The organism is Streptomyces sp. NPDC032745, assembly GCF_055579465.1.
The window spans coordinates 1-19,057 of record NZ_JBVING010000021.1 but is presented as its reverse complement, the minus strand read 5'-3'; the positions used below and the strand labels follow the sequence as shown (position 1 = coordinate 19,057).

Sequence of the window (19,057 nt, the reverse complement as noted above, 5' to 3'; positions counted from 1 at the left end):
GCAGGCCACTCCCGGATCCAACGCCCCCGACCTCGACGAGGCCATCGCCCCAGGGAACGCGGCCGCCGCGGGTACGCCGCCAGAGCCTCGGTGTTCGCCCACCGCATGATCCTGGCCACCGCATGGTCCTGGCCACCCCGGGCCAGGGTGCGGCGGCGATTGCCGGCCCGGCAGTCCGGACACGGGAGGTGCACCCGGGCGCAGGGGTCAGTTCTCGGGTGGCGGGGCGGGGGCGAGGAGCTCGCTCTTCACGTGGTCGTAGTCGGCCAGGGCTTGTGGGTCGCCGCGGTGGTAGTCGGTCCAGAAGCCGGGACGCTGCCAGCGGGCGTCCGCGAGGCAGGTACGGCCGTCGGTGATGGTCAGGGTCCAGCCGGGCGGTATCCGGGTGTCCACCGTCTCGAAGTTGACGGGGTCCCAGAGCAGTCCGGGGTCGGGTGTGTCGGGGCCGAGCACGCGGATCTGGCAATCGATGTCGTAGGCGACCATCTCCAGGACCGGGTAAACGCCGCCCACGCGGATCCCGTCATACTGCGCGACCGGGTAGTCGCCGTCGGGATGGATGATCTCAAGGCATCTGACTCTCATGGGGAGAAGTCTCACCCCGGCCGCCCCCCGGTCGCTGTCCGGGCCCTCGGCGGAGCCCGGCGCCGCGGCCCTGCACCGCGACGCCGAATGGGAGAGGATCGCCGTCCGCTCGTGCCCGTGCGGCAGCGCACGCTGCCGCGGTGCCTCACTCGGCTTCCGTCACCTGGCCCGACAGTAGGTGGCCGCTTTACGGGATTCGCGGCGCGGCACCTCATCACGACGGCCGGCTTGGGGCTCGGAGCCCTGACCCGGAGGGGGACCGCCCTTCCGGCCACCGGCCCCGCCTGGCCCCCGCCGTCGGCCGTGCTCTGGCTGCCACCGACCACACGACCGTCGACACGCTCAGGCCCGTGACGTCCTCCCCGTTGCCCTTACGACGCGACCGACGGCGACTTGCCCGCGTTCTTGCCGGTCTTGATGGTCGGCTTCTTCCAGGGAGCGTCAGCCGGTGCAGCCCGGGACCGCGCCGGCCGGGCTGCAGTTGTTCGGCTGGTTGTCGCGGATGACGTCGCCGTTCAGGGTGAGGATGCCGGACGCCTTGAAGATGCCGCCGCCGTCGCCCGCCCGGTTGTGGGTGATGGTGTTCCCCTCCAGCGCGGTGGTGCCCAGTCCCGTGGTTCCCCCGGCGTGGTAGAGGCCGCCGCCCTGAGCGGTGCCGTCCTTCGCGGTGACCGTGTTGCGCAGGACCTCGTTGCGCTTGGCTGTCAGGGTGCCGCCGTCGGGGTTGTCGATGCCGCCGCCCTGGGCCGTGCCGTTCAGTGCGTTGGCGGTGTTACCGGTGATGTGGCTGTCGGTCAGGCCGAGTGTGCCGAAGGGGCCCATGCGGATGCCACCACCGCGCGCGGTGCCGTTTTTGGCGACTACCCGGTTGCCGCTGATCTTCACGCCGCTCACGGTCATCAGGGCGTTGTTCGCGATGCCGCCGCCCTGAGCGGTACCGTGCGGGGCATCCGAGGTGTTGTCGCTGATGGCGCCGCCGGTCACGGTCAGCCTGCCGGGCTCCGGAATGCCGTTGGAGACCGCGGCACGCGCGATTCCACCCGGGGCGAAGGAACGGTTCCTGCTGATGACCGTGTTCTCGATGGTCGTCTCGGCGAAGCTGATGATGCCGGCCCCGAAGGCGACGCTCTGAGTGTCGTCCGTGACGGTCGCAGTGTTCCCGGTGAGCCGGGAGCCGGTGACCGTCAGCGGACCGTCGTTCGCGATGGCGCCGCCCGCGGCGAGACCGCCGATGGCGCTCCCGCTGTAGATCACATGGTTTCCGGTCACCTCGGTCTCGCTCACGCTTCCGGTGCCGGGGTTGTCGATGGCGCCGCCCTGGGCGAACAAGTCGGACTTGGCCGTATTGCCGATGAACTTGCTGCGGGTCACCCTCATGGTTCCGGAGTTGGAGATACCGCCGCCGCAGGCCAGGCCCGGGGGGTCGGGAAAGGCAGGGCAGTCCGTGGCGAAGCCGCCGCTGATCGTCGTGCGGGTGAGCGTGAGGTTTCCCGTCGGACCGACGAAGAGGATCCGGAACTTCGGCACCTTGTTCCCGCGCTCGTCTCGCCTGATGGTGGCCCCGCGCCCGTCGACGGTGATCTCACTGGTGATCACCGGCAGCCCGTTGCCGGGGTTCACGGGGTCCGGCGCCGTCAGCTTGTACGTGCACTTGCGCGCCAGCTGGAGCGCGTCCGGCCCCGGTGAGCTGTTCGCCGCGTTGATCGCCGCGACGAGGTCCGGGACCGAGCAGCGAACCTGCACCGTGGCGGCGTGAGCGGCCGGGGCGGGGACCGCCACGAGCGCGCCCGCCACGAGGCCGAGGACGGCCGGGACATGCCGACGAGACATCGGGGACTCCTCCTTCTGCTGTGTACGGCCGGCCGTCAGGGCACCGCAACCAGCCGTGCCCAGCCGACCATGCGCAACCGCCGTCGGCTTCCCGGCCTGATCCGTACGGGCGGGTGGACAGCCCGGACGGAGCATGAAGACGCGCGAACGGACGCAGGACATGTGGTCTCAGCCTGTGGAGACCTCGGCAATGCCACCGGCACCCTCCCTGCTGCTCCGCCTCAGCCGGCGGTCGCCGGATCGGGAAGCTGAACTCCTTGACCGTGACCGCGCCGATGCGCGGACCAGTTCTGCCCGAGCATCCGCACGTCCAAGGCTTCTCCTGCCCGGTGGCCGCCGTCGCCCGCCCCCGCGTCAACACGCCCCGGGTCGGTACGGTCGTCGGCAGCGCCCGGCGCGGGAGGCTAACACGCGGGGGACGAGCCCTTCTGACCGGTGAGGTCGCGGTTGTACAGCCACCCGGTGGTGTTCGTGCCGTCCACGCGCACGTACGTCCATTGGTTGCCGTACGAGTTGACGGTGTAGCAGTGGTACCAGAGCTTCGTGCCGTTCTTGACCAGGGCACCGGCGGGGCAGTTTTGGTACGGCGCGGCCAGCAGGTGGTGGTCGCCGGAAATGTAGCCGTAGGTGCCCGGCTTCGGGTCGCTGTGGGTCCAGCCGGCACAGCCCGTCGGTACGGGGCTCGGCTGGGCCGGGGCGGGCGAGGCCGCCGTCGAGGAGGGTGGTGCCGTGCTCGGCTTCTTCGAGGCGGCGGCGGACGGCTTGGCCTGGGGCCCGGAGCTGGAGGGAGAGGGCCCCGGGGTGTCTGCGCCCGGCTGGCCGCCGGCCGCCGGGGAGTCGCCACCGGACACGGGCGTCGGCGCCACCGCCCGCCCCCGGTCGTCGCCGCCGCCCGTGGTCACGGCATAGGTGACACCGCTGGCGGCGAGTACTGCGACGGCCGCCGCGGCTATCGCGACACGGCTGCGGCGGCGCGCCCGGTCCGCGACCTCGGAGTTCTGTGTGGCGGTCGGCGGCTGGCCCGGCGGGGGGAATCCGCTGTAGGGAGCCGGGACATGGGGTTGCTGAAACGATACGGCGCCCACACCGTCATCGCCCCCACCACCGACGTCCGGCGGCGGCCCGAAGCCGACAGGCGGCCCCACGACGGACGGCGCCGTCGGGGTCGGCATCCCGGCGGCGGGGCCCGGCTGCGCGGGGTGTGCTCCGGCGGCGGGGCCTGGCTGCGCGGGGTGTGCTCCGGCGGTGGGGCCTGGCTGCGCGGGGTGTGCTCCGGCGGTGGGGCCTGGCTGCGCGGGGTGTGCTCCGGTGGTGGGGCCTGGCTGCGCGGGCTGAGCTCCGGCCCCGCCCGCCGCCACCTGCTCCAGCATCGCGCGGGCCTGGTCGGCGGTGGGCCGGCTCGCCGGCTCCTTCGCCATCAGCGCCATCAGCACCGGGGCGAGCGGCCCTGCCCGCCGGGGCTCGGGCAGCGGTTCGGCGACGATCGCGGCCAGCGTGGACCACACCGAGGTGCGGCGGAACGGCGAGACGCCCTCCACCGCCGCGTACAGGGTCATCCCGAGGGACCAGATGTCCGAGGCTGGGCCGGGCTCCCTGCCCTGCGCGCGCTCCGGCGGCAGGTAGTCGAGCGAGCCGACCAGCTGACCGCTGCGGGTCAGTTTCGCCGCGGCCTCGTCGCCGGAGGCCTCCATGGTGGCGATCCCGAAGTCGGTGAGCACGACCCGGCCGCCCCGCTCCAGCAGCACGTTGCCCGGCTTCACGTCCCGGTGCAGGACGCCCGCCTGGTGCGCGGCGTCGAGCGCGTCCATCAGCTGGGCGCCGATCGTGGCGGCCTCGTACGGGTCGAGCGCGCCGCGCTGCGCCACCACGTCGTCGAGCGAGGGTCCGTCGACGAGTTCCATCACGATGACCGGCAGGCCCTGCTCTTGGGTCACGTCGTGCACGGTGACCACCCCGCTGTGCCGGATGCGGGCGGCGGCCTGCGCCTCGCGTTCCATCCGGGTGCGCAGGCCGACCAGTTCGGACTCGCTCGCGTCGGTGTAGGCCCGCAAGATCTTGACGGCCACCTCCCGGGCGAGCAGTTCGTCGACGGCCCGCGCGACCACTCCCATGCCGCCGCGGCCGACCACGGAGGTCACCCGGTAGCGCCCCCCGAGTACCTTGCCGACCAGGTCCCCGTCGTTCTCTTGCCCCTCTTGGCCCGCTGGCACCACATGCTCCGTTCCACTACCGGTCATTCGTCTCGATCGACGATCTGACGAGACACAAGCGTAGATGCATGATCGGCGGGCAGGCCGCGCGGCCGGCGCTCGCGCCCCGGCTACCCTCCGGTTCGCGGCAGATGCGACTCCGCGTCTTCGTGGTGTGTGCTGCCTGGCCGGTCGGCCGGGGCGGGGAAGCGGTTTCGCCCCCGGCCCGAAGGCCTCGCAGGAGACCAGTCCGATCGCGATCGCGGGCTCGCCCTCGTCGAAGCGGCGCAGACGCTTGCGCAGCACGATCCGGTGGACGAGCAGCTGGAGCCAGTCCAGCGCCTCGGCGGCCAGCAGCCGGCAGACGACGGAGCGCCACGTGAACTCGAGCGGCTGCCGCGACACGACGTTCCTTACGGCCGTTCGGCGCAGTCGGTTCCAGCAGGCGGATGACCTGCGGGACGGCACGCGCAGGCGGATCTGTCGGCCGTGTTTCTCCGGTTCGGCGGGCCTGGAGGAGGGCGGTGAGGCCGGAGGAGTCACAGAAGGCGAGCTGTTCAACTTGAACTCGTGATGTCGGGGTGCCGCACCTCCTCCATGTCGACCTGACTGTCTGTCCCGTTTGTGCGCTCTTGCGGCCAGGTTCCTTGGTCGGTTGGTTCTCGACGGGAAGCACACGTGATCGCCTGCACGTGATACGCCTGCGCTGGTGGTGGACGTCGACGTGATGGAGCGCAACATCAGCCGGCTGGCGGCCGCGGTCAGGGCTGGCGGCTTTGCGGTGCGTCCCCACGCGAAGGCGCACAAGTGTCTGGAGATCGCCGACCGGCAGATCGGCGCGGGTGCAGTGGGCCTGACGGTGGCCACGGTTGGCGAGGCCGAGGTGTTCGTTCCAGCGTCTCGTGCGTGCCGTTCGGGGGACCGCGCACCCGGTCGAGGTGGTTATCGAGGTCGACAGCGGTCACCACCGCACCGGGGTCCTCCCGGCCGACGCCGCCATCGTGGGCAAGGCGGCAGCCGATGCCGGCCTGGATGTTGCCGGAGTGTTCACCTTCCCCGGGCATGGTTACCGGCGCGACCCCCAGGCCCGCGAACAGGCGGCGCGCGAAGAGGAACTCGCGCTCGGTGAAGCCGCGGAAGTCCTGAACGCCGTGGGCCTGGCTGCCCGGGTCGTCAGCGGGGGCTCGACGCCGACGGCGGGACAGTGGCAGCCGGGCGTGGTGAACGAGCTGCGGCCCGGTGTCCCCGTGGGTGACCGGCCACGGATACCTGCCCGACTTTCCGGACGCCTCCGTCACGTCGCTGTCAGAACACCACGCCACGGTTGTGCTGCCCGAGGGCATCAAGGCCCCATCGCTCGGAACTGTGGTCGCGGTCGCTCCCAATCACGTGTGCACGCCGGTGAACCTGACCGATGAACTGGTCAATACCTGACGGGCAGGCAACGCCGTCGGACAGGCGTGTTAGAGCACCTGGCCCGTGCGACCGACCGCGGTGTGGGTCCGTTGCGTCAGGGTTCCGGCACAAGGCCTGTGCCGGTGAGGCAGCCGCCGATCAGGTGCGGGCGGTACTGGATCACCCTCCCGCGCGGGATGGCACTTCGCATCCCCTTGCATCAGCACCACGTCGAAGGCATCCGGCAGCGCCAGCCGTACGCGCGGTTCCTTGCGTGCATTGCGCGCGGTCGCGGAGTTCGCGCCCGCCGCCCCGCAGCAGGCCGTCAACCTCCTCCAGGACGACACCGCCGACGGCATCGGCACGCGGCCGCCGAGGAGTACGAGAACGACTTTGTCGGGACCTTGAGTTCCCTCATCGTGCTCGGGAAACGCTCGAACATGGGAATTCTCCATTCGGAGATCGTGTGTCACGCCACTCGATTACGTGGCTCGACACCAAGAGTCGAGTACGTCGCCGGTGCCCAGGGTGCGTCCGAGGCGCGCAGCCGGGTACACCCTCGGTCAGGGCCCGGCACGCCTCCTCGTTGCTCAGAGGTGAGCAGCGCTTTCGTGCATCCCGGCAATCCCCGACTGCGCACGCGACGGAAATGAAGAAACGTCGAGAGCGTCTCCGAGCCGGCGCCATAGGCGCTCACGGACCCGGTATCAGGGCTGGGCGAGGCGGGAGCCGGTCACCCCCCGGTCCTCATGGTCGAGGGCCGCGTGATCCGCACGGCGCGCGTGAACCCATCCGTGTGCGCGGATCATCTCGGCCCGGCGCTCGCCCCCAGGCTACGTCGAAGCGCCCTCTTGTCTGTCTTGCCGGTGGGGGTCAACGGCATCGTGGCCAGCCATCGCACTACCGCCGGTCTGTGGGCTGGGGCGAGGGCGTCCACCACCATCCGGCACGCCTCGTCCGCCGTCTCCGGACTGGGCGAGTGGCCCGGCGAGGGGACGAGAAACGCGACGATCTCCTCGCCGGTCGTCGGGCTGTTGCGGCCTACGACGGCGGCCTCGGCCACGGCTGGATGGCGGGTGAGGGCCGCTTCGACCGGGCCGCTGTAGATATTGCGACCCTCCACGATGATCATGTCCTTGACCCGGTCGACGATGTGTAGGTAGCCGTCGGCGTCCAGGCGGCCGATGTCGCCAGTGCGCAGCCAGCCGTCGTCAAAGACCTCGGCGTCAAGGTCGGGGCGGTTCCAGTAGCCGGCCATCATCGCCGGGGACCGGACCCACACCTCCCCGGCCTGGCCGGCCGACAGCGGCTGCCGCTCGTGGTCGCAGATCTTGACGTCGACACCGGGCACGGGGCGACCGGCGGAGGCGAGCAGGCTCGGTTTCCCGTCCAGGGCGGCGGCATGGTCGGCAGGGGTCAGCCGGGCGATCACGCCGGTCTCGTTCGAGCCATAGCCCTGGCGGAACGCGGCGGTGGGAAACCGACGGAGCGCTTCGGCGAGCCGCTCGGGGTGGATCCGGGAATTGCCGTAGCTGATCGACACCAGCTCACGGATCCCGTCCCTGGTGTCGGGGTGCTCGAGCAGACGGTAGATCTGGGTCGGCGCGAGGTAGGTCGCGGCGGCCTTGGCACGGCGGCACGCGGCAGCGAACTCCTCGGGCGAGAAATCCGGCATGATCTCCACACGCCGCCCTGACAACAGGTGCTCCAGGCACCGTCCGCCGGCGCGGTTCGCCAACGAGTTCGCCGAGACGAACACCAGCTCGGCGAAGCCACTGTCCTTGCGGGTCCACTCGGTTCGCGCGCCAATGGCGCGGAACCGCGACGCCACGCCCTTGGGCAGGCCGGTGGTACCGCCGGTGTACATGACCCGAGCGATGTCGTCGTCTTCCACGGTCACAGGCATCGGGGCAGCCGTCTGGCAGCCGGCCAGGTCCAACAGCTCCGCCAACGGCAGGGTGGACGTTCCGGTAGCGGGGACCGGGCAGTCGTGCACGACCAGCGCCGGATCGCAGTCGCGCAGGATGTGGGCCACGCCGTGGGTGTCGGGCGCAATCACCACCGTTGTCATCCGAGCCCCCAGGACATGGGCGGCCAGGCGAACCAGCAGCACCTCCGGCCGATTGCCGCTCACGCACGCGACGCCTGCCCCGCGCCGAACGCCGAGGTCACGCATGGCCCGAGCGAGCCGGTAGGCCGAGTCCCGGACCATGCCGAAGGACAGCTCTGCCCCCTGGAAGGCGATCGCCGGCCGGTCCGCGTACCGGTCGAACGCCTCAAACAGGCTGGTGACGTACTGGGCGGGCACCCGCACCACCTCCCGAGTCCAGGGGGAGAGACCGTCCACGAGTCTCACACACAGCCGAATGAACCGCTCCGGGATCCGTGGAGGACCTCAGGCCGGCAGACATCGGTCGGCAAACACCGCGGTGTCACAGCCGCCAGGAACGGCCGACGGTGAACGCGGCGTGTCCCGATCCACGCGCCGCAGCTACCGCCGAAACAGACAGCTTCGCCTCTTCGGCATCCCGTCCGAAGCCGAGCTGAAGGGGCTCTCACTCACCATGGTTCATGGTGAAGACGAAGCTCTCGGAGTTGTAGTAGTTGGGCAAGTGCGCGAGGTAGGAGCCCTCGTGGGGAGGATTCTCGTTCCACCAGTCCTCTGGACCGAACAGGTGTGAGGCGTAGTCGCTGGATGCGACACGGGGTACGAACTGCAGCCGGAACGCGTCTGATCCCTTCTCCAGATGGATCGTCCACAGCTGTACGCCGGGATGGGCTGCGGAGCGGTCACCGCAGTCGTTCAGGACGGCCCGAACGATGTTTCCGCCACCCTCGGTACCGTCAAGGCACTTGTCGCTGCCCGTGTTGCGGAGCCGGTACGTGCCGGACGCGTCCTCGAGCGTCTCCCACCGCTGCAACGCCCCGCCCCGGCACTCCTCAAGACGCAGTCCGGCCCCTGCGGCGCGGCTCTGCGCGCCGACGCACAGCCCGGTCTTTTTGTTGACGAGCTGGAAACCGGTGGGAGGGGCGCTCTGTGTGCTGGTGGTGACTTCTTCCGTCACCGGGTCTGACGGCGTGTCGGACGCAGAAGGAGAGGCCGGAACATCGGAGGCCGGAGCAGGGGTCTCGGGGGATGGGGTGGGGGAGGCCGTGGTGGCGGCGGGCATGGATATGGGGGGCACGACGGTGGCGCGAGCCAGGGGTGCAGGAGTGGTGCCACTCTGGCTGGTCGTCTCGCTGACGGCGACGATGGCCGTGGTCACTACGGCGATGGAGGCCGCCACGAGGAGCGAGGCGCGGGAGTGTGGCACCGCGGCGAACCAGCTGCCCGGGTGCGGCCCCGAGGACGGGGAGCCTGGGCCGGCAGCGTTGGCCAAGTCGGATGCGCCCGCCTGCGTCGGTGCCCTCGAGTCGGCGCCGGGGGCGTCCGCGCGGGCGGTGGCCGAGTTCTTTGCCGCGTCCAGGAGAAGGCCGGTGAGGACTGCCTGGCTTCCACTGCGAAGGACGGCGAGCTCGGTCCGGATGCCTGAGCAGCTGGAGCAGGCCTTGGTGTGCTGGTCGAGAGCATCAGACGTGTTGGAGGTACCGCCCTGGACCGTGTCGTCCATCACGGCGGCCAGATGCCGACAGGTCCGGCTTCGAGCCTGGGCGACGTAGGTGCGCAGATATGCCTCGCGCAGCTGTGTGCGAGCCGATGGGGCGACGGATATGTCGCCGTCAGGATGCTGCGCCTGGCGGAGCCCGGCGGGTCCGGGGACTTCGGCCAGTTCAGGGCACAGGGACTGCTGCGATGCCGGGGACAGTGTGCGGAAGGCTCGCAGGACCAAAGGGTCCTCGCCGGCGGCCGTCTGGGTCAAGGTGCTCCTTGTGTAAACGCAAGAGGCCGCGATGTGCGAAGAGGGGAGTCATGAGCCGGCCTGACCCGGCGCGTACAGATGAAGCCGCTCCCATAGGGGAACCTCAACAACCTGTAACCCGTGGTCCGGACAGGGACGGATGCACTCTTCCTTGGCCTCCTGGGGAGATGAAGAGTGCAGGCGAAACGTAAAGCGCGTCAAGTGACAGGAGCTTGACTGAAGTTGAGCATTACCTGACTTTCTTTCAATTCGGGAGGTCACGAACAGATATCAGCTGGCCGCGAGTTGTGCCCCACTGGAGGGTCCCGCCGCATCCTTGGTGGAGTGGTCACCCCGTGCAGCTGCATGTGTGCCCCACCGCTCCGCACCGAATTCGGAGGCCCCACATCCCCGACAGCACCCGCACGTTCTGGTCGCCCGGCTCACGAGAACGACCCCCTGCCCGGCAGGTGCCGCGCAGCCTCCCCGGAGCGGGCGGTGCGCACGCTGTCACCTTCTCGGTACTACGGGCTGTGCCCCTGACGGTGAAGACGTCTGCAGCCCAGTCTCGGAGCTCGTCCTCCAGCGTGTCGTCGAGGACGATACCGTCGAACACCAGGGCTGCTGCATGGCGGAACGGGTCGAGCCGTGGATCCGGTGGAGGTTCGGGCACCCTGCGATTGAACACACCCCATCCTCACCAAAGCGGCAGCGACGATAAAGAGCACGCGCCGAGCCAAGTCCTCCGCGCTTTCAGTCCACCGGTACACAGAATTTGACGATTGCTCAATTCTCGTGGCTGAACGCGCGAGGCGGATCGGTCCAGCGTCGGTCGTAGTGGGCGCCGGGATGTGTGGCCTCCCCACTCCAGTGAGCCCCCGGCCCTCCGGGCCCTGGGAGGGTTGGCGATGATACGGTCGTCGTGGCGACCGGTTACTCCAGTCGACAAACACAGGGTGTGGTGCCACTGTGCGCCTGCGTGGTTGGGGATGAGAAGAATGCGGTCCTTCCTCGCAGATCTCAACCGTCCTGCGGTCAATGCGTTCTTGACGGCCGTGGATGAAGTGATGAACAGCAATACCTTTCTGCTCAAGGTGCGCACCCAGACCCCGGTCACCCGCGACAACCGCCATGAGGTTCTGAGTACCTTTCTCCGCGACCCGCTGTTCCACGAGATGATGCTTCACGCGGACCAGGAGCGCGGCTGGTGGATTTTCCACGAGGTCCCGTGGCAGACGCCGGATCCCTCGTTGGTGAACTCCACGGGTGCGGACCTGTGGCGGGTACCCCGCGATCTGCGCCTCACCCTGGAACCGATGGACGAAACGGGCTTCCTTGCCCGTCTTCGGTGGATGCTGTGCGAGGCGTTCAGCCCGTATCACGGCCATCTGGACGAAGAACGCGCTGAAGACACGATCGGGGCCTTCTTGCGTGAGGTCTTCGAGCGCGACGGCCGTCCGGCTTCCAGCCGAGAGACCACAGAACAACAGCTCCTGCATGGTTGGTCGTTCGCCGGCGTCAACCCTGACTTCTTGCCCTCAACCGAGTACTACACCGGAAAGCCCTGCCCAGACCTGGCCTACTTCGATGGCGGCGAGTCCGATACTGCCACGCTCGCCTACCGGGACGATATTTTCTTCCTCCTGCTGACGAATGGATCACCGTAGGCGGCAGAAACTTCCCCGGGCCCTTAAGAGAGACACGGTCGCCCTGATGTCCGTGAAGAACAACCAGCCACCCTGGCACCACAGTTGAGAACACTGCCTTCGGTCGATGTGCCTGTCCTGGAAACGGCTGACCACCGCTCTGGTGCTGATCGGCCGGTATGGGCCGGGCTCCAGCGTCGGGCGGGGTATGGGTTGTGGTCCCCTTCTGTAATGGAGGCGCTCGATTCCGAGACTCCAGGCGGCAGCTCAGGAAGTCGCCGGCTGTCCGGGGGCGGGCAAGCCGTGGGCTACCACAGCCAGCGCAGCTCGGGGCGGTAAGTGCCGCACGCCTGCACGGAGAGATGGGGGTCGAGCTCGGCCAGGTCGTCCTGGTGCAGGCACTGTGTACCCGATCCGATCCTGCCGTCGGCATCGCGCCACCAGGTCTGGTTGTCCGATCCGTCGCAGGACGCCAGTCCGAACTTTGGAGCGACGGTCAGGCAGGCATGGGTTCCAGCGGCCTTGATGGTGCCGCCATCGAAGGTCCAGCGTTGGTCGCGGCCGCCGTCGCAGTCTTCCGTCGTCACCGTGTCGTCAGTGGCCTGCCCGACGCTGCGGGTGAGGCAGCGCTCGACGGCTGTCCGCGCGGTGGTACGGCCGATGGCCGACATGATTTCCCCGGGTCGGGGCTGCCGGTGCACCCTGCGGTGCTCCCTCTCCATCCACAGACGGAAGTTCCGGCTCAGGGCGAACCGGGAGGAGCAGGGCAGTGTGACACACCCCGCGTATGCGGCATAGGCGTAATAGGCGGCCTTCTTGTCGCGTTGCTGGCGCGCCGTAAGGTTTGGCGGCAGGAGCGGCAGACCGTAGCCGACGTACGGGGTCACGGCAGGGCGGGCGGGGGAGCCGAACGCAGCCCTCCTGAATATCCGCCCGGTCATCTCGTGATCGCTGTGATCGGCCGGATGAGGCGGGCCGACCCCGAACGTGGCACTGTCGTAGTCCTGTGTCAGAACGCGTTCCGCTCTGCGCAGCGTGAGCACCTCGGACAGCACCGAGGTCAGCTCCGCCTCCGTGTAGGACCTTGTGCCGTCCACCGGCCTCATCGTGGCGATCTGCCCGCGGAACAGCTTCAGGAGGCTCTGCTGCGAGTACTGCGGACTGCCGACACCCTTCGAGAATCCGTCGGGCAGCCGAAGGAAGACGAGCCGTACGTCGGGGCGGCCGTTCAGGACGAAGGACACGAGGCCGCGGCCCCGCACCGTGAGCCCGGCCCGGCGCCAGTGGTTCGGGACTCCCGCCATCCGCGCGTAGGCCGCACGCAGCCCCTGTTCTCGCCGGAGTATGTAGGAGTCGTCGCCGGGGAACGGGCGCCCGGCGTCACCGGCCGTCAGGTAGACGGTGCCGGCAAAACACCGGGCGCGTACGAGTCGCTGGACCTCGGAACCGATGAAGAGCAGGTCGTCGTCCTGGTGTGCCACACCCACCAGCGTGGGCCGGCACTGCGTGTCTGGCTCCACGCCCCGGCGGGCCCCCACGCCGTGCGCATGCCCGGTCCCGGCCGGCAGGAAGGAGCCGATCGTGCCGAGCAGCAGGCCCAGAGCCGCCGGAAGAACCGGCGACCGGCGCCAACGCACTCCACCTCGCGCGGGGTTCGGGGTGCCCTCCGGACCCGCATACGTGCTTCCGTTCAGCGGCTCGGACCTCACCTCGGACCCCTTCGGCGGACTCACTCGTCGCTTCCCTGCCGCGAGCGGCGCCACGCGCATCCTGCATGCTGTGCACGATGCTATGGCTGAGGCCGTCGGGCTTGCGACACGGGCGGGCCGATCGGTGGACAAGGGCGAGCACGGACCGTCCCGCAGTATCGGAGCGGCGAGTGGGCAGCGGGGCACCCTGCCGGCATGAAGCCGCGCATTCGTGGTGCTCCTGACACGTAAATAGCAGCAGGTCAGAGGCCCGATTGAACGCTCTGTCGCCCCCCGGCCTCGGCTTGGAGAAGTGGCTCCACGCAGTCGCGGAAGAACTCGGTGGCCGTCCCGGCGAACAGCTGTGCCGGAAGATGCACCTCGCTGGGGGCCGCAGCCGGCTGCCGGAACCGCTGATGTCGCCGCCGGCGCCGGAGCGGGCACCGCAGTCCTCGGCGTCGGCGAGTTCGCCTTCAGCAAGGGCCGCACCTACGGAACCCTCCTCGCCGACGTGGAGGCCGCACAGGTTGTCGACGTCCTGCCCGACCGCACCCGGAGACAGACCTTTACCTCCTGGCTGCGCGAACACTCTGGCGCCAAGATCATCTGCCGCGACCGGGCATCCGCCTGCACTCGCGCGGTCAAAGAGAGCGGCTTCGACCGCAAGACCGTGCGCCGCTTCCGCGACACTGACCTTGACCAGCCTCTGGCCTCCGCCCCCGAGCGCCGCCCGGCCGGAGTGCCGGAGCCGTTCAAGCCGTACCGCCCTCCGCGCGGGCAACGCCGAACCTGTGCGGACGGACATCCCCGGCCCCCGCAAAATCACCGGCTGGACTATGAGACCCCACGAGACCCTCACTGGCCAGGAGGACGAAGCAGCTTCTCGAAGTCCGGCTTGCCTGCCCGGACATCACCCGGGCCGAGCAAGACGCCCCGAAACCGATGGGCGGCATCGCTGGCCTTCTCCGCCACGACCTCGAGGCCGTCACCGCCGGACTCACCCTCACCTGGAGCTCCGGCGTCGTCGAAGGCCACGTCAACAGGGTCAAAACGCTCAAGAGAGCAATGTACGGCCGAGCGCCGTTCCGGCTCCTCGGACACACATCCTCAACCAGGTGTGACCCTGCCGAGCGAGATCAGCACGCCCAGCTGTCGTGTCCGGGCGGGAGCTCGCCACGAAGAAGGCTGGTGAAGGCGCGACCACACGCCAGCAAGGGGTCGATGGGCAGGTCCGGGTGGAAACCGTCGTAACCTCCGCCCGTCCCGAAGGAGTTCACGAGATCCTTCGGGATGGCCGGGGCCCATGAGAGCACTCGCTGCAGGGCGCGCTCCGAGAGGTGAAGCGCGAGCGCGACGCGTTCGGGGTCCGTGCCAAGGTGTTCGTCCAGACATGACGAGACGAATCCCACGAAGCCGGTCGTGGCCTGCATCTCCCAGTCATCGCGAGCGCCGGCCAACCACTCCGGAGCGTCAGCGACCGCGTTTGCTTCCTGCGCCAGGAGGTACAGCCACACTTCGGCTTGCTCGTCGCGGACCCAGAACCCAGAGCCGCAGTAGTACATGTTCGAGGTGGCCACGCCGCGAGTAGACCATGTAGGCGCAGGGGGCCACCACGGAATTCCGGTCAGAGCCGTGTCAAGCATCGCCTCAAGTGAAGGCAGGAACAGGCCACAGGTGGTGCTGGCGCGATGAGATAGCGTCCCGGCACATGAGGGCCGACGACGAAGAGCGAGAGAAGGCCAAGGACGACGGGAGTGCCGAGAAGGATGCCGCCCGCGTACGCCTCGTGGAGGACCTTGTTGCTCAGGTGCCCGGGTTCGAGGACGCCTACGAGAGCCACGTCTTCAACGAGAACGGGGTGCTCTCGCACGTGTTCTTCTGGGACGTCGTGCAGGACACCGTGCACTCGTACCTGGGGCAGGGCGACCCGGAGGGTCCCGACTGGCGCCGGGTCCTTGCGTTCCTGGAGGAGGAGACGCAGCGTCGCGCGCCCGGGGCAATCGAGGTCATCGTGACGTCGTTCCTCTACGACCTCCCGTACAAGGGGGAACCCGGCTACGGGATCGAGGCGCATATCGGGCCGGCCATGAAGGAGAGGTACCTACAGCTTCGGCCCTGGTACAGGGGAGACGGCCCGGACGCTACGGCGAAGCCGCAGGCGTAACAGAGGCCCCGGGGAGACCAGGTCTAGCCAGCAGACGGCCCCACGTGCCACCCAGCCTGCGCCTCACAGCCCCTGCAATGCGCCCCGCCCCCTGAGCTCGGTGTGCCTCCCCCGGCATTCGCCCGGGCGGGGACAGCCCTTAGGCAGTCCAGGGGCGGACCCGTCATACAGGCGGCGCGACACTTGCATGCCGGGCGCCCTCCGCCCTGGAGAGGTTCACCCGTCGTTGCGGCAGCTCGATGTCCGTGGTGGCGACGGCGATCTCCTCACCGTCCTCGAAGTCTTCTGGCCGATCAGCCGCAGGCCGGACGTGGACCTCTCTGAAGGGGACCAGCCCGACAACTCCGTCCCCAGGGCCGACGAAGGCAGCGAAGGGGTCGGGCTGCAGTGCGCGCAAGGACAGCCTGGCCAACGCGTTGTAGGTGTCGAACTGGCGGAACTCGCAAGAGACACGCTGTCCGGCCTGGACGACATCGTCGGGAGCGGTGATGTGCGACCAGGACAGTTCGGGGATCGTGATGAACCCGGCTCCGTGAAACGCTGGATGTTCGGGACCGTCGTCCAGAGCCACGAAGACTCGAACCGTTCGGATCGCCGCGATCTGCAGCGACCAGTGCATGTGAACTGACTTCCCGCGAGCACATGCTGCGTCAGCCGCCGACATCTTGGTCGCCCAAAGACGGCCTTGTCGGTGTGTCTGCGCCGGGTGTTCTCGATGCAGCCTGCTCAGGAGGGGTTCACCCAGTCCCGTCCGCTGTGATTCAACGGGCAGCGGGATCAGCGGCGGGCAGTTGGTGCCACCAGTGACCGCATCCGCCGGAGCAGAAGCGCTCGCGGCGCCGTGCGTCCGCGATCGCGAGTACCGCGATCAGCAGCCGGAACGCCTTGCGGCGCTCATCGACAGGGGTGAGGCCAGCGATCTTCCCCAGTTGCTGGTCGATCCGGCCGCGAGTGATCAGTACCGCAGGGGTGTGCGTCGGGCGTAGCCCGGCACGGCGGATGCTCTCCGGTCCGTCTTCGGCGACGGCGCGAGCCTGGATGCAGTGATGGCGCAGGAAGAGCAGCACCTCGGACTGTTCCTCCGGGCCGAGACCGTCGAACCACCCGAGGCCTTGCGACATCGTGCGCAGTCCCTGGGCGAGTTCGTTGAGTATCACGTCGCGTCTCATCAAGACGGGCTCCACCTCGTATGGCGGCGCTGCGCCGCGGTGATCAGGACTCTTCTCGTCCTTGTACCCCCGCGATACACGTGAATACCGCCAGCTCGGTGCAGTATGACGACGCGGCGCCGTGCCGGCCCGGAGGCTTCGGTGTCTTCCGTGGTCGGTGACACTTGCACGACGGACAGGTTCGCGATCGGGCTGGGCCAGTTTCGGGTGGAGACGCACCAGCAAGTCGACTCACGACAGTCGTCCTGGGAGCGCCGTCCCCGGGGGAGGATCGCCCCTTGCGGTTGAGGTTTGATGCAACGCGCTGTGGCGGCGCGCTTGCATGCTCGTGTGCCGGGAAGCTCGGCGGTGCAGGCGGCGTCCAACGGTGCGCTCATACCCCAGACGCTGTCCCCCCCCCGCATCCGGTCCGCTGTGATGGCCAGGCTGCGCATCGATGCGCCCCACGAGGTGAACGGGTTGGGTACGTAGGCGTAGTGATTGAGGGCGGGGGAGAGGCTGAGCGGGTCCGGGCCGATGTACGGGCCGCTGGCCGTGTCGTAGTGCCGGTTGAAGTTGTAGTGGAGTCGGGTCTCGGGTCGAGGACCTGGCGGGGGCAGTGCAGAGAAGTGAACACGCTCGCGTCCCGGTTCCCATTGGCGGCGCCACGCGCCGGGCTGCGAGGCTTGGGGCACGGAGAGAAGCCGTCCAGCGCTGTCGCACGGACGCCCCACCTCCAGGTGCTCGGTGATCGTCTGCTCGGCCGCCCGGGTCATCGGCCGGTCGATGGCGTCGGCCATGCCGTCAACGAGGTATCGGGTGGTTTGCCGGCGCGGAGGGCGGGAGGGCCGAACCTCGGGCCGCCCGGTGGCGCGTGATGCGGCGTCCGGTTCCTGCCCGATCAGGTTGACGTCCGGTCGCGGACTCGCCGGCCCGCCGGTGGTCCTGGACCCGCACCAGGCCACCTGCCCGGCCGGCGCCCACAGCATCCCAGCACGACGGAAGGGCCCGGATCCTTTGAGGATCCGGGCCCTTCCGGTGTAGTAGCGGGGACAGGATTTGAACCTGCGACCTCTGGGTTATGAGCCCAGCGAGCTACCGAGCTGCTCCACCCCGCGTCGGTGAACCCCACCCTACGGCACCGGCCGGCAGAGTTCGACCAGCTTTCGCGCAGGGACCGGTTCATCCACCACCTGACACGCTGGGCGGTCATCCGGGGGCGTCGGGATATGCATGGTGCGTGCTGGCGGTCAGGGCATTTCGTCCGGGTCGCAGGTTGCCCGGCGCAGGCCGATCGTGCGCAGGGCGCGCATCAGCCCTTCCTCGTCGCCGGCACGGACGATGTGGACGGCCCCGTCGGCGGTGAGGGCGTCGAGGTCGCCGGGGGCCGCGTCGGCTCTGGTACGGAGGACGACCCCGCTGGGCGGGTCCAGGGCGCGCACCCCGTGGAAGATGCCGAGTGCGGCCGGGTCGTCGCGGAAGCCTCCGGTCAGGGTGAGCACGGTGATGTCGGGGAGCAGGACCCGGGCGTGGGCGAGGGCGACGTCGGGGGTGCGGGCGTGGGAGATGACCTGGAAGTGGGGGTTGCGCTGGATGCGCGACCTCAGCCGCTCCAGTTCCTCGCCTTCCGGTACGCCGACCACCAGGACTGTCATCACAGTCCTCATTCTCCGTCTCCGTCACGCGTCGGGCGGGACGTCGATGAGCCCGGCGTCGCGCGGCGAGGTGGCTCGGGCAGGGGCTGGGCGTGCCAGATGCCGGTACCGGGTCCGAGGCTGCTGGTATGCGGCCGGGGCCGTCGCGTACGAAGCGGATGTCCGACGATCAACTACAGAGTGCAGTGGGTGCAGGACGGTCGGCCACGACGGTCGGCCGCGTGCCACGGCCTGCCGAGTACTGAGAATCGCAAGAGGACGCTGGAGAACGAGGGCGCGAGCCAGATCACCATTGTGGAGGAGCTGCCCGGCCAGTAGTCGAGCGGTCACGGCTTCCGGCAAAGCGCGCACACGTGCTGCCAGAGGAGGGCGGAGTCTTGGTACGCGCGCGGACGCGGCGTCCCGCTGGGCTCTCCCTCGGCCAGGGCCCGGCGCGCCTCCTCGCGGCTCAGGGGCGAGCAGCGCTCTGGTGTGTCCCGGCACGTTCCCGCGTGGACGCGGACCGGCATCCGGCCCGCGCCGATGCTCCGCTTGAGCAGCCATGCGGGCGGCTCGGGACGCGGCAGAGCCAGGGCATCTTCGGGCAGCAGTTGTCGATCTTTGGCCGATAGCCAGGGGTCTGACCAGCGCGAATAGCGCGCAGCGTGGGGTCGTCGCCTGTCTGGCGTCCTGTGTCGGCGAAGGTTGGGCGTGCCGTCGAGGCTTGCGTGGCCCTTCCAGGGGCCCTGCCCAGATCAGGCCTGACGCCGCGGCAGCGCGTGCGGACGCCGGAGAGGTGGTGGGCCTCTCCGGCGTCTGCTGTGTTGGGCGGCTCCCCGGGGGTGTTTCCCCGGGGGCTGTGGGGCTCTGGGTCTCACTTGCCGAGCTTGGCCTTGAGTTCGTCCTTGAGCTGGTCCTTGATGGTCTGCTTGTTGACCT

18 protein-coding genes, 1 tRNA gene and 1 pseudogene are annotated in these 19,057 nt (G+C 69.3%); 5 read left to right on the top strand and 15 right to left on the bottom strand.

Features of this window, described 5'->3' with window-relative positions; all coding sequences use genetic code 11:
• Positions 1-207 precede the first annotated feature (207 nt).
• From ACZ5WG_RS36905 to ACZ5WG_RS36895, 3 genes are all read right to left on the bottom strand, one after another.
• Positions 208-585: a hypothetical protein gene (locus tag ACZ5WG_RS36905; RefSeq protein WP_468728977.1), complete on the bottom strand. Its 378-nt coding sequence runs from the start codon at positions 583-585 to the stop codon at positions 208-210.
• A 441-nt stretch (positions 586-1,026) separates the two neighbouring features.
• A complete protein-coding gene (locus ACZ5WG_RS36900) occupies positions 1,027-2,415 on the bottom strand; it encodes an autotransporter outer membrane beta-barrel domain-containing protein (RefSeq protein ID WP_468728976.1) in 1,389 nt (462 codons plus the stop codon).
• A 404-nt stretch (positions 2,416-2,819) separates the two neighbouring features.
• Entirely contained in the window at positions 2,820-4,652 is a 1,833-nt protein-coding gene (locus tag ACZ5WG_RS36895; RefSeq protein WP_468728974.1) for a serine/threonine-protein kinase, read from the bottom strand.
• An 854-nt stretch (positions 4,653-5,506) separates the two neighbouring features.
• On the opposite strand from ACZ5WG_RS36895, the pseudogene ACZ5WG_RS36890 reads away from it, so the two are divergent.
• The 3 genes and pseudogenes from ACZ5WG_RS36890 to ACZ5WG_RS36880 form a co-directional block, all read left to right on the top strand.
• Positions 5,507-5,788: pseudogene (locus tag ACZ5WG_RS36890) on the top strand (alanine racemase); the annotation flags it as partial.
• Positions 5,789-5,855: 67 nt separating this feature from the next.
• The gene (locus ACZ5WG_RS36885) at positions 5,856-6,038 is read left to right on the top strand and encodes a hypothetical protein (RefSeq protein WP_468728973.1); all 183 of its coding nucleotides are present in this window, start codon (positions 5,856-5,858) and stop codon (positions 6,036-6,038) included.
• Between the two features lie 231 nt (positions 6,039-6,269).
• Positions 6,270-6,407, top strand: a complete 138-nt coding sequence (locus tag ACZ5WG_RS36880) for a hypothetical protein (protein ID WP_468728971.1) — start codon at positions 6,270-6,272, stop codon at positions 6,405-6,407.
• A 6-nt stretch (positions 6,408-6,413) separates the two neighbouring features.
• On the opposite strand, the gene ACZ5WG_RS36875 is transcribed toward ACZ5WG_RS36880, so the two are convergent.
• The 3 genes from ACZ5WG_RS36875 to ACZ5WG_RS36865 form a co-directional block, all read right to left on the bottom strand.
• Entirely contained in the window at positions 6,414-6,686 is a 273-nt protein-coding gene (locus ACZ5WG_RS36875) for a DUF6233 domain-containing protein (protein WP_468728970.1), read from the bottom strand.
• Between the two features lie 118 nt (positions 6,687-6,804).
• The gene (locus ACZ5WG_RS36870) at positions 6,805-8,307 is read right to left on the bottom strand and encodes a class I adenylate-forming enzyme family protein (protein ID WP_468728968.1); all 1,503 of its coding nucleotides are present in this window, start codon (positions 8,305-8,307) and stop codon (positions 6,805-6,807) included.
• A gap of 247 nt (positions 8,308-8,554) precedes the next feature.
• On the bottom strand, positions 8,555-9,859 hold the full coding sequence (locus ACZ5WG_RS36865; protein ID WP_468728967.1) for an RICIN domain-containing protein: 1,305 nt from the start codon (positions 9,857-9,859) through the stop codon (positions 8,555-8,557).
• 977 nt (positions 9,860-10,836) lie between these two features.
• Here ACZ5WG_RS36865 and ACZ5WG_RS36860 point away from each other — a divergent pair.
• Complete coding sequence (locus ACZ5WG_RS36860; protein WP_468728965.1) at positions 10,837-11,505, top strand: hypothetical protein; 669 nt, start codon at positions 10,837-10,839, stop codon at positions 11,503-11,505.
• Between the two features lie 287 nt (positions 11,506-11,792).
• On the opposite strand, the gene ACZ5WG_RS36855 is transcribed toward ACZ5WG_RS36860, so the two are convergent.
• The 3 genes from ACZ5WG_RS36855 to ACZ5WG_RS36845 form a co-directional block, all read right to left on the bottom strand.
• Complete coding sequence (locus ACZ5WG_RS36855; protein ID WP_468728964.1) at positions 11,793-12,965, bottom strand: ricin-type beta-trefoil lectin domain protein; 1,173 nt, start codon at positions 12,963-12,965, stop codon at positions 11,793-11,795.
• A 1,062-nt stretch (positions 12,966-14,027) separates the two neighbouring features.
• Positions 14,028-14,207 carry a hypothetical protein gene (locus tag ACZ5WG_RS36850; protein ID WP_468729124.1) on the bottom strand — a complete coding sequence of 60 codons (180 nt, stop codon included), beginning with the start codon at positions 14,205-14,207 and terminating at the stop codon, positions 14,028-14,030.
• A 101-nt stretch (positions 14,208-14,308) separates the two neighbouring features.
• Positions 14,309-14,749 carry a hypothetical protein gene (locus ACZ5WG_RS36845; RefSeq protein ID WP_468729123.1) on the bottom strand — a complete coding sequence of 147 codons (441 nt, stop codon included), beginning with the start codon at positions 14,747-14,749 and terminating at the stop codon, positions 14,309-14,311.
• 131 nt (positions 14,750-14,880) lie between these two features.
• Between ACZ5WG_RS36845 and ACZ5WG_RS36840 the strand changes: the two genes are divergently transcribed.
• The gene (locus ACZ5WG_RS36840) at positions 14,881-15,336 is read left to right on the top strand and encodes a hypothetical protein (protein WP_468728963.1); all 456 of its coding nucleotides are present in this window, start codon (positions 14,881-14,883) and stop codon (positions 15,334-15,336) included.
• A 163-nt stretch (positions 15,337-15,499) separates the two neighbouring features.
• On the opposite strand, the gene ACZ5WG_RS36835 is transcribed toward ACZ5WG_RS36840, so the two are convergent.
• The 6 genes from ACZ5WG_RS36835 to ACZ5WG_RS36810 form a co-directional block, all read right to left on the bottom strand.
• Complete coding sequence (locus ACZ5WG_RS36835; protein WP_468728962.1) at positions 15,500-15,955, bottom strand: S1 RNA-binding domain-containing protein; 456 nt, start codon at positions 15,953-15,955, stop codon at positions 15,500-15,502.
• A gap of 142 nt (positions 15,956-16,097) precedes the next feature.
• A complete protein-coding gene (locus ACZ5WG_RS36830) occupies positions 16,098-16,505 on the bottom strand; it encodes a DUF5958 family protein (protein WP_468728961.1) in 408 nt (135 codons plus the stop codon).
• Positions 16,505-17,260, bottom strand: a complete 756-nt coding sequence (locus tag ACZ5WG_RS36825; RefSeq protein WP_468729115.1) for an RHS repeat-associated core domain-containing protein — start codon at positions 17,258-17,260, stop codon at positions 16,505-16,507. The genes ACZ5WG_RS36830 and ACZ5WG_RS36825 overlap by 1 nt, the downstream gene beginning before the upstream one ends.
• A 268-nt stretch (positions 17,261-17,528) precedes the next feature.
• Positions 17,529-17,602 (bottom strand) — tRNA-Met (locus ACZ5WG_RS36820).
• A 132-nt stretch (positions 17,603-17,734) separates the two neighbouring features.
• Entirely contained in the window at positions 17,735-18,139 is a 405-nt protein-coding gene (locus ACZ5WG_RS36815; protein ID WP_468728959.1) for a hypothetical protein, read from the bottom strand.
• A gap of 326 nt (positions 18,140-18,465) precedes the next feature.
• Positions 18,466-18,678 (bottom strand): DUF6233 domain-containing protein, encoded by a 213-nt coding sequence (locus ACZ5WG_RS36810; RefSeq protein ID WP_468729114.1) that lies wholly within the window; start codon positions 18,676-18,678, stop codon positions 18,466-18,468.
• Positions 18,679-19,057 lie beyond the last annotated feature (379 nt).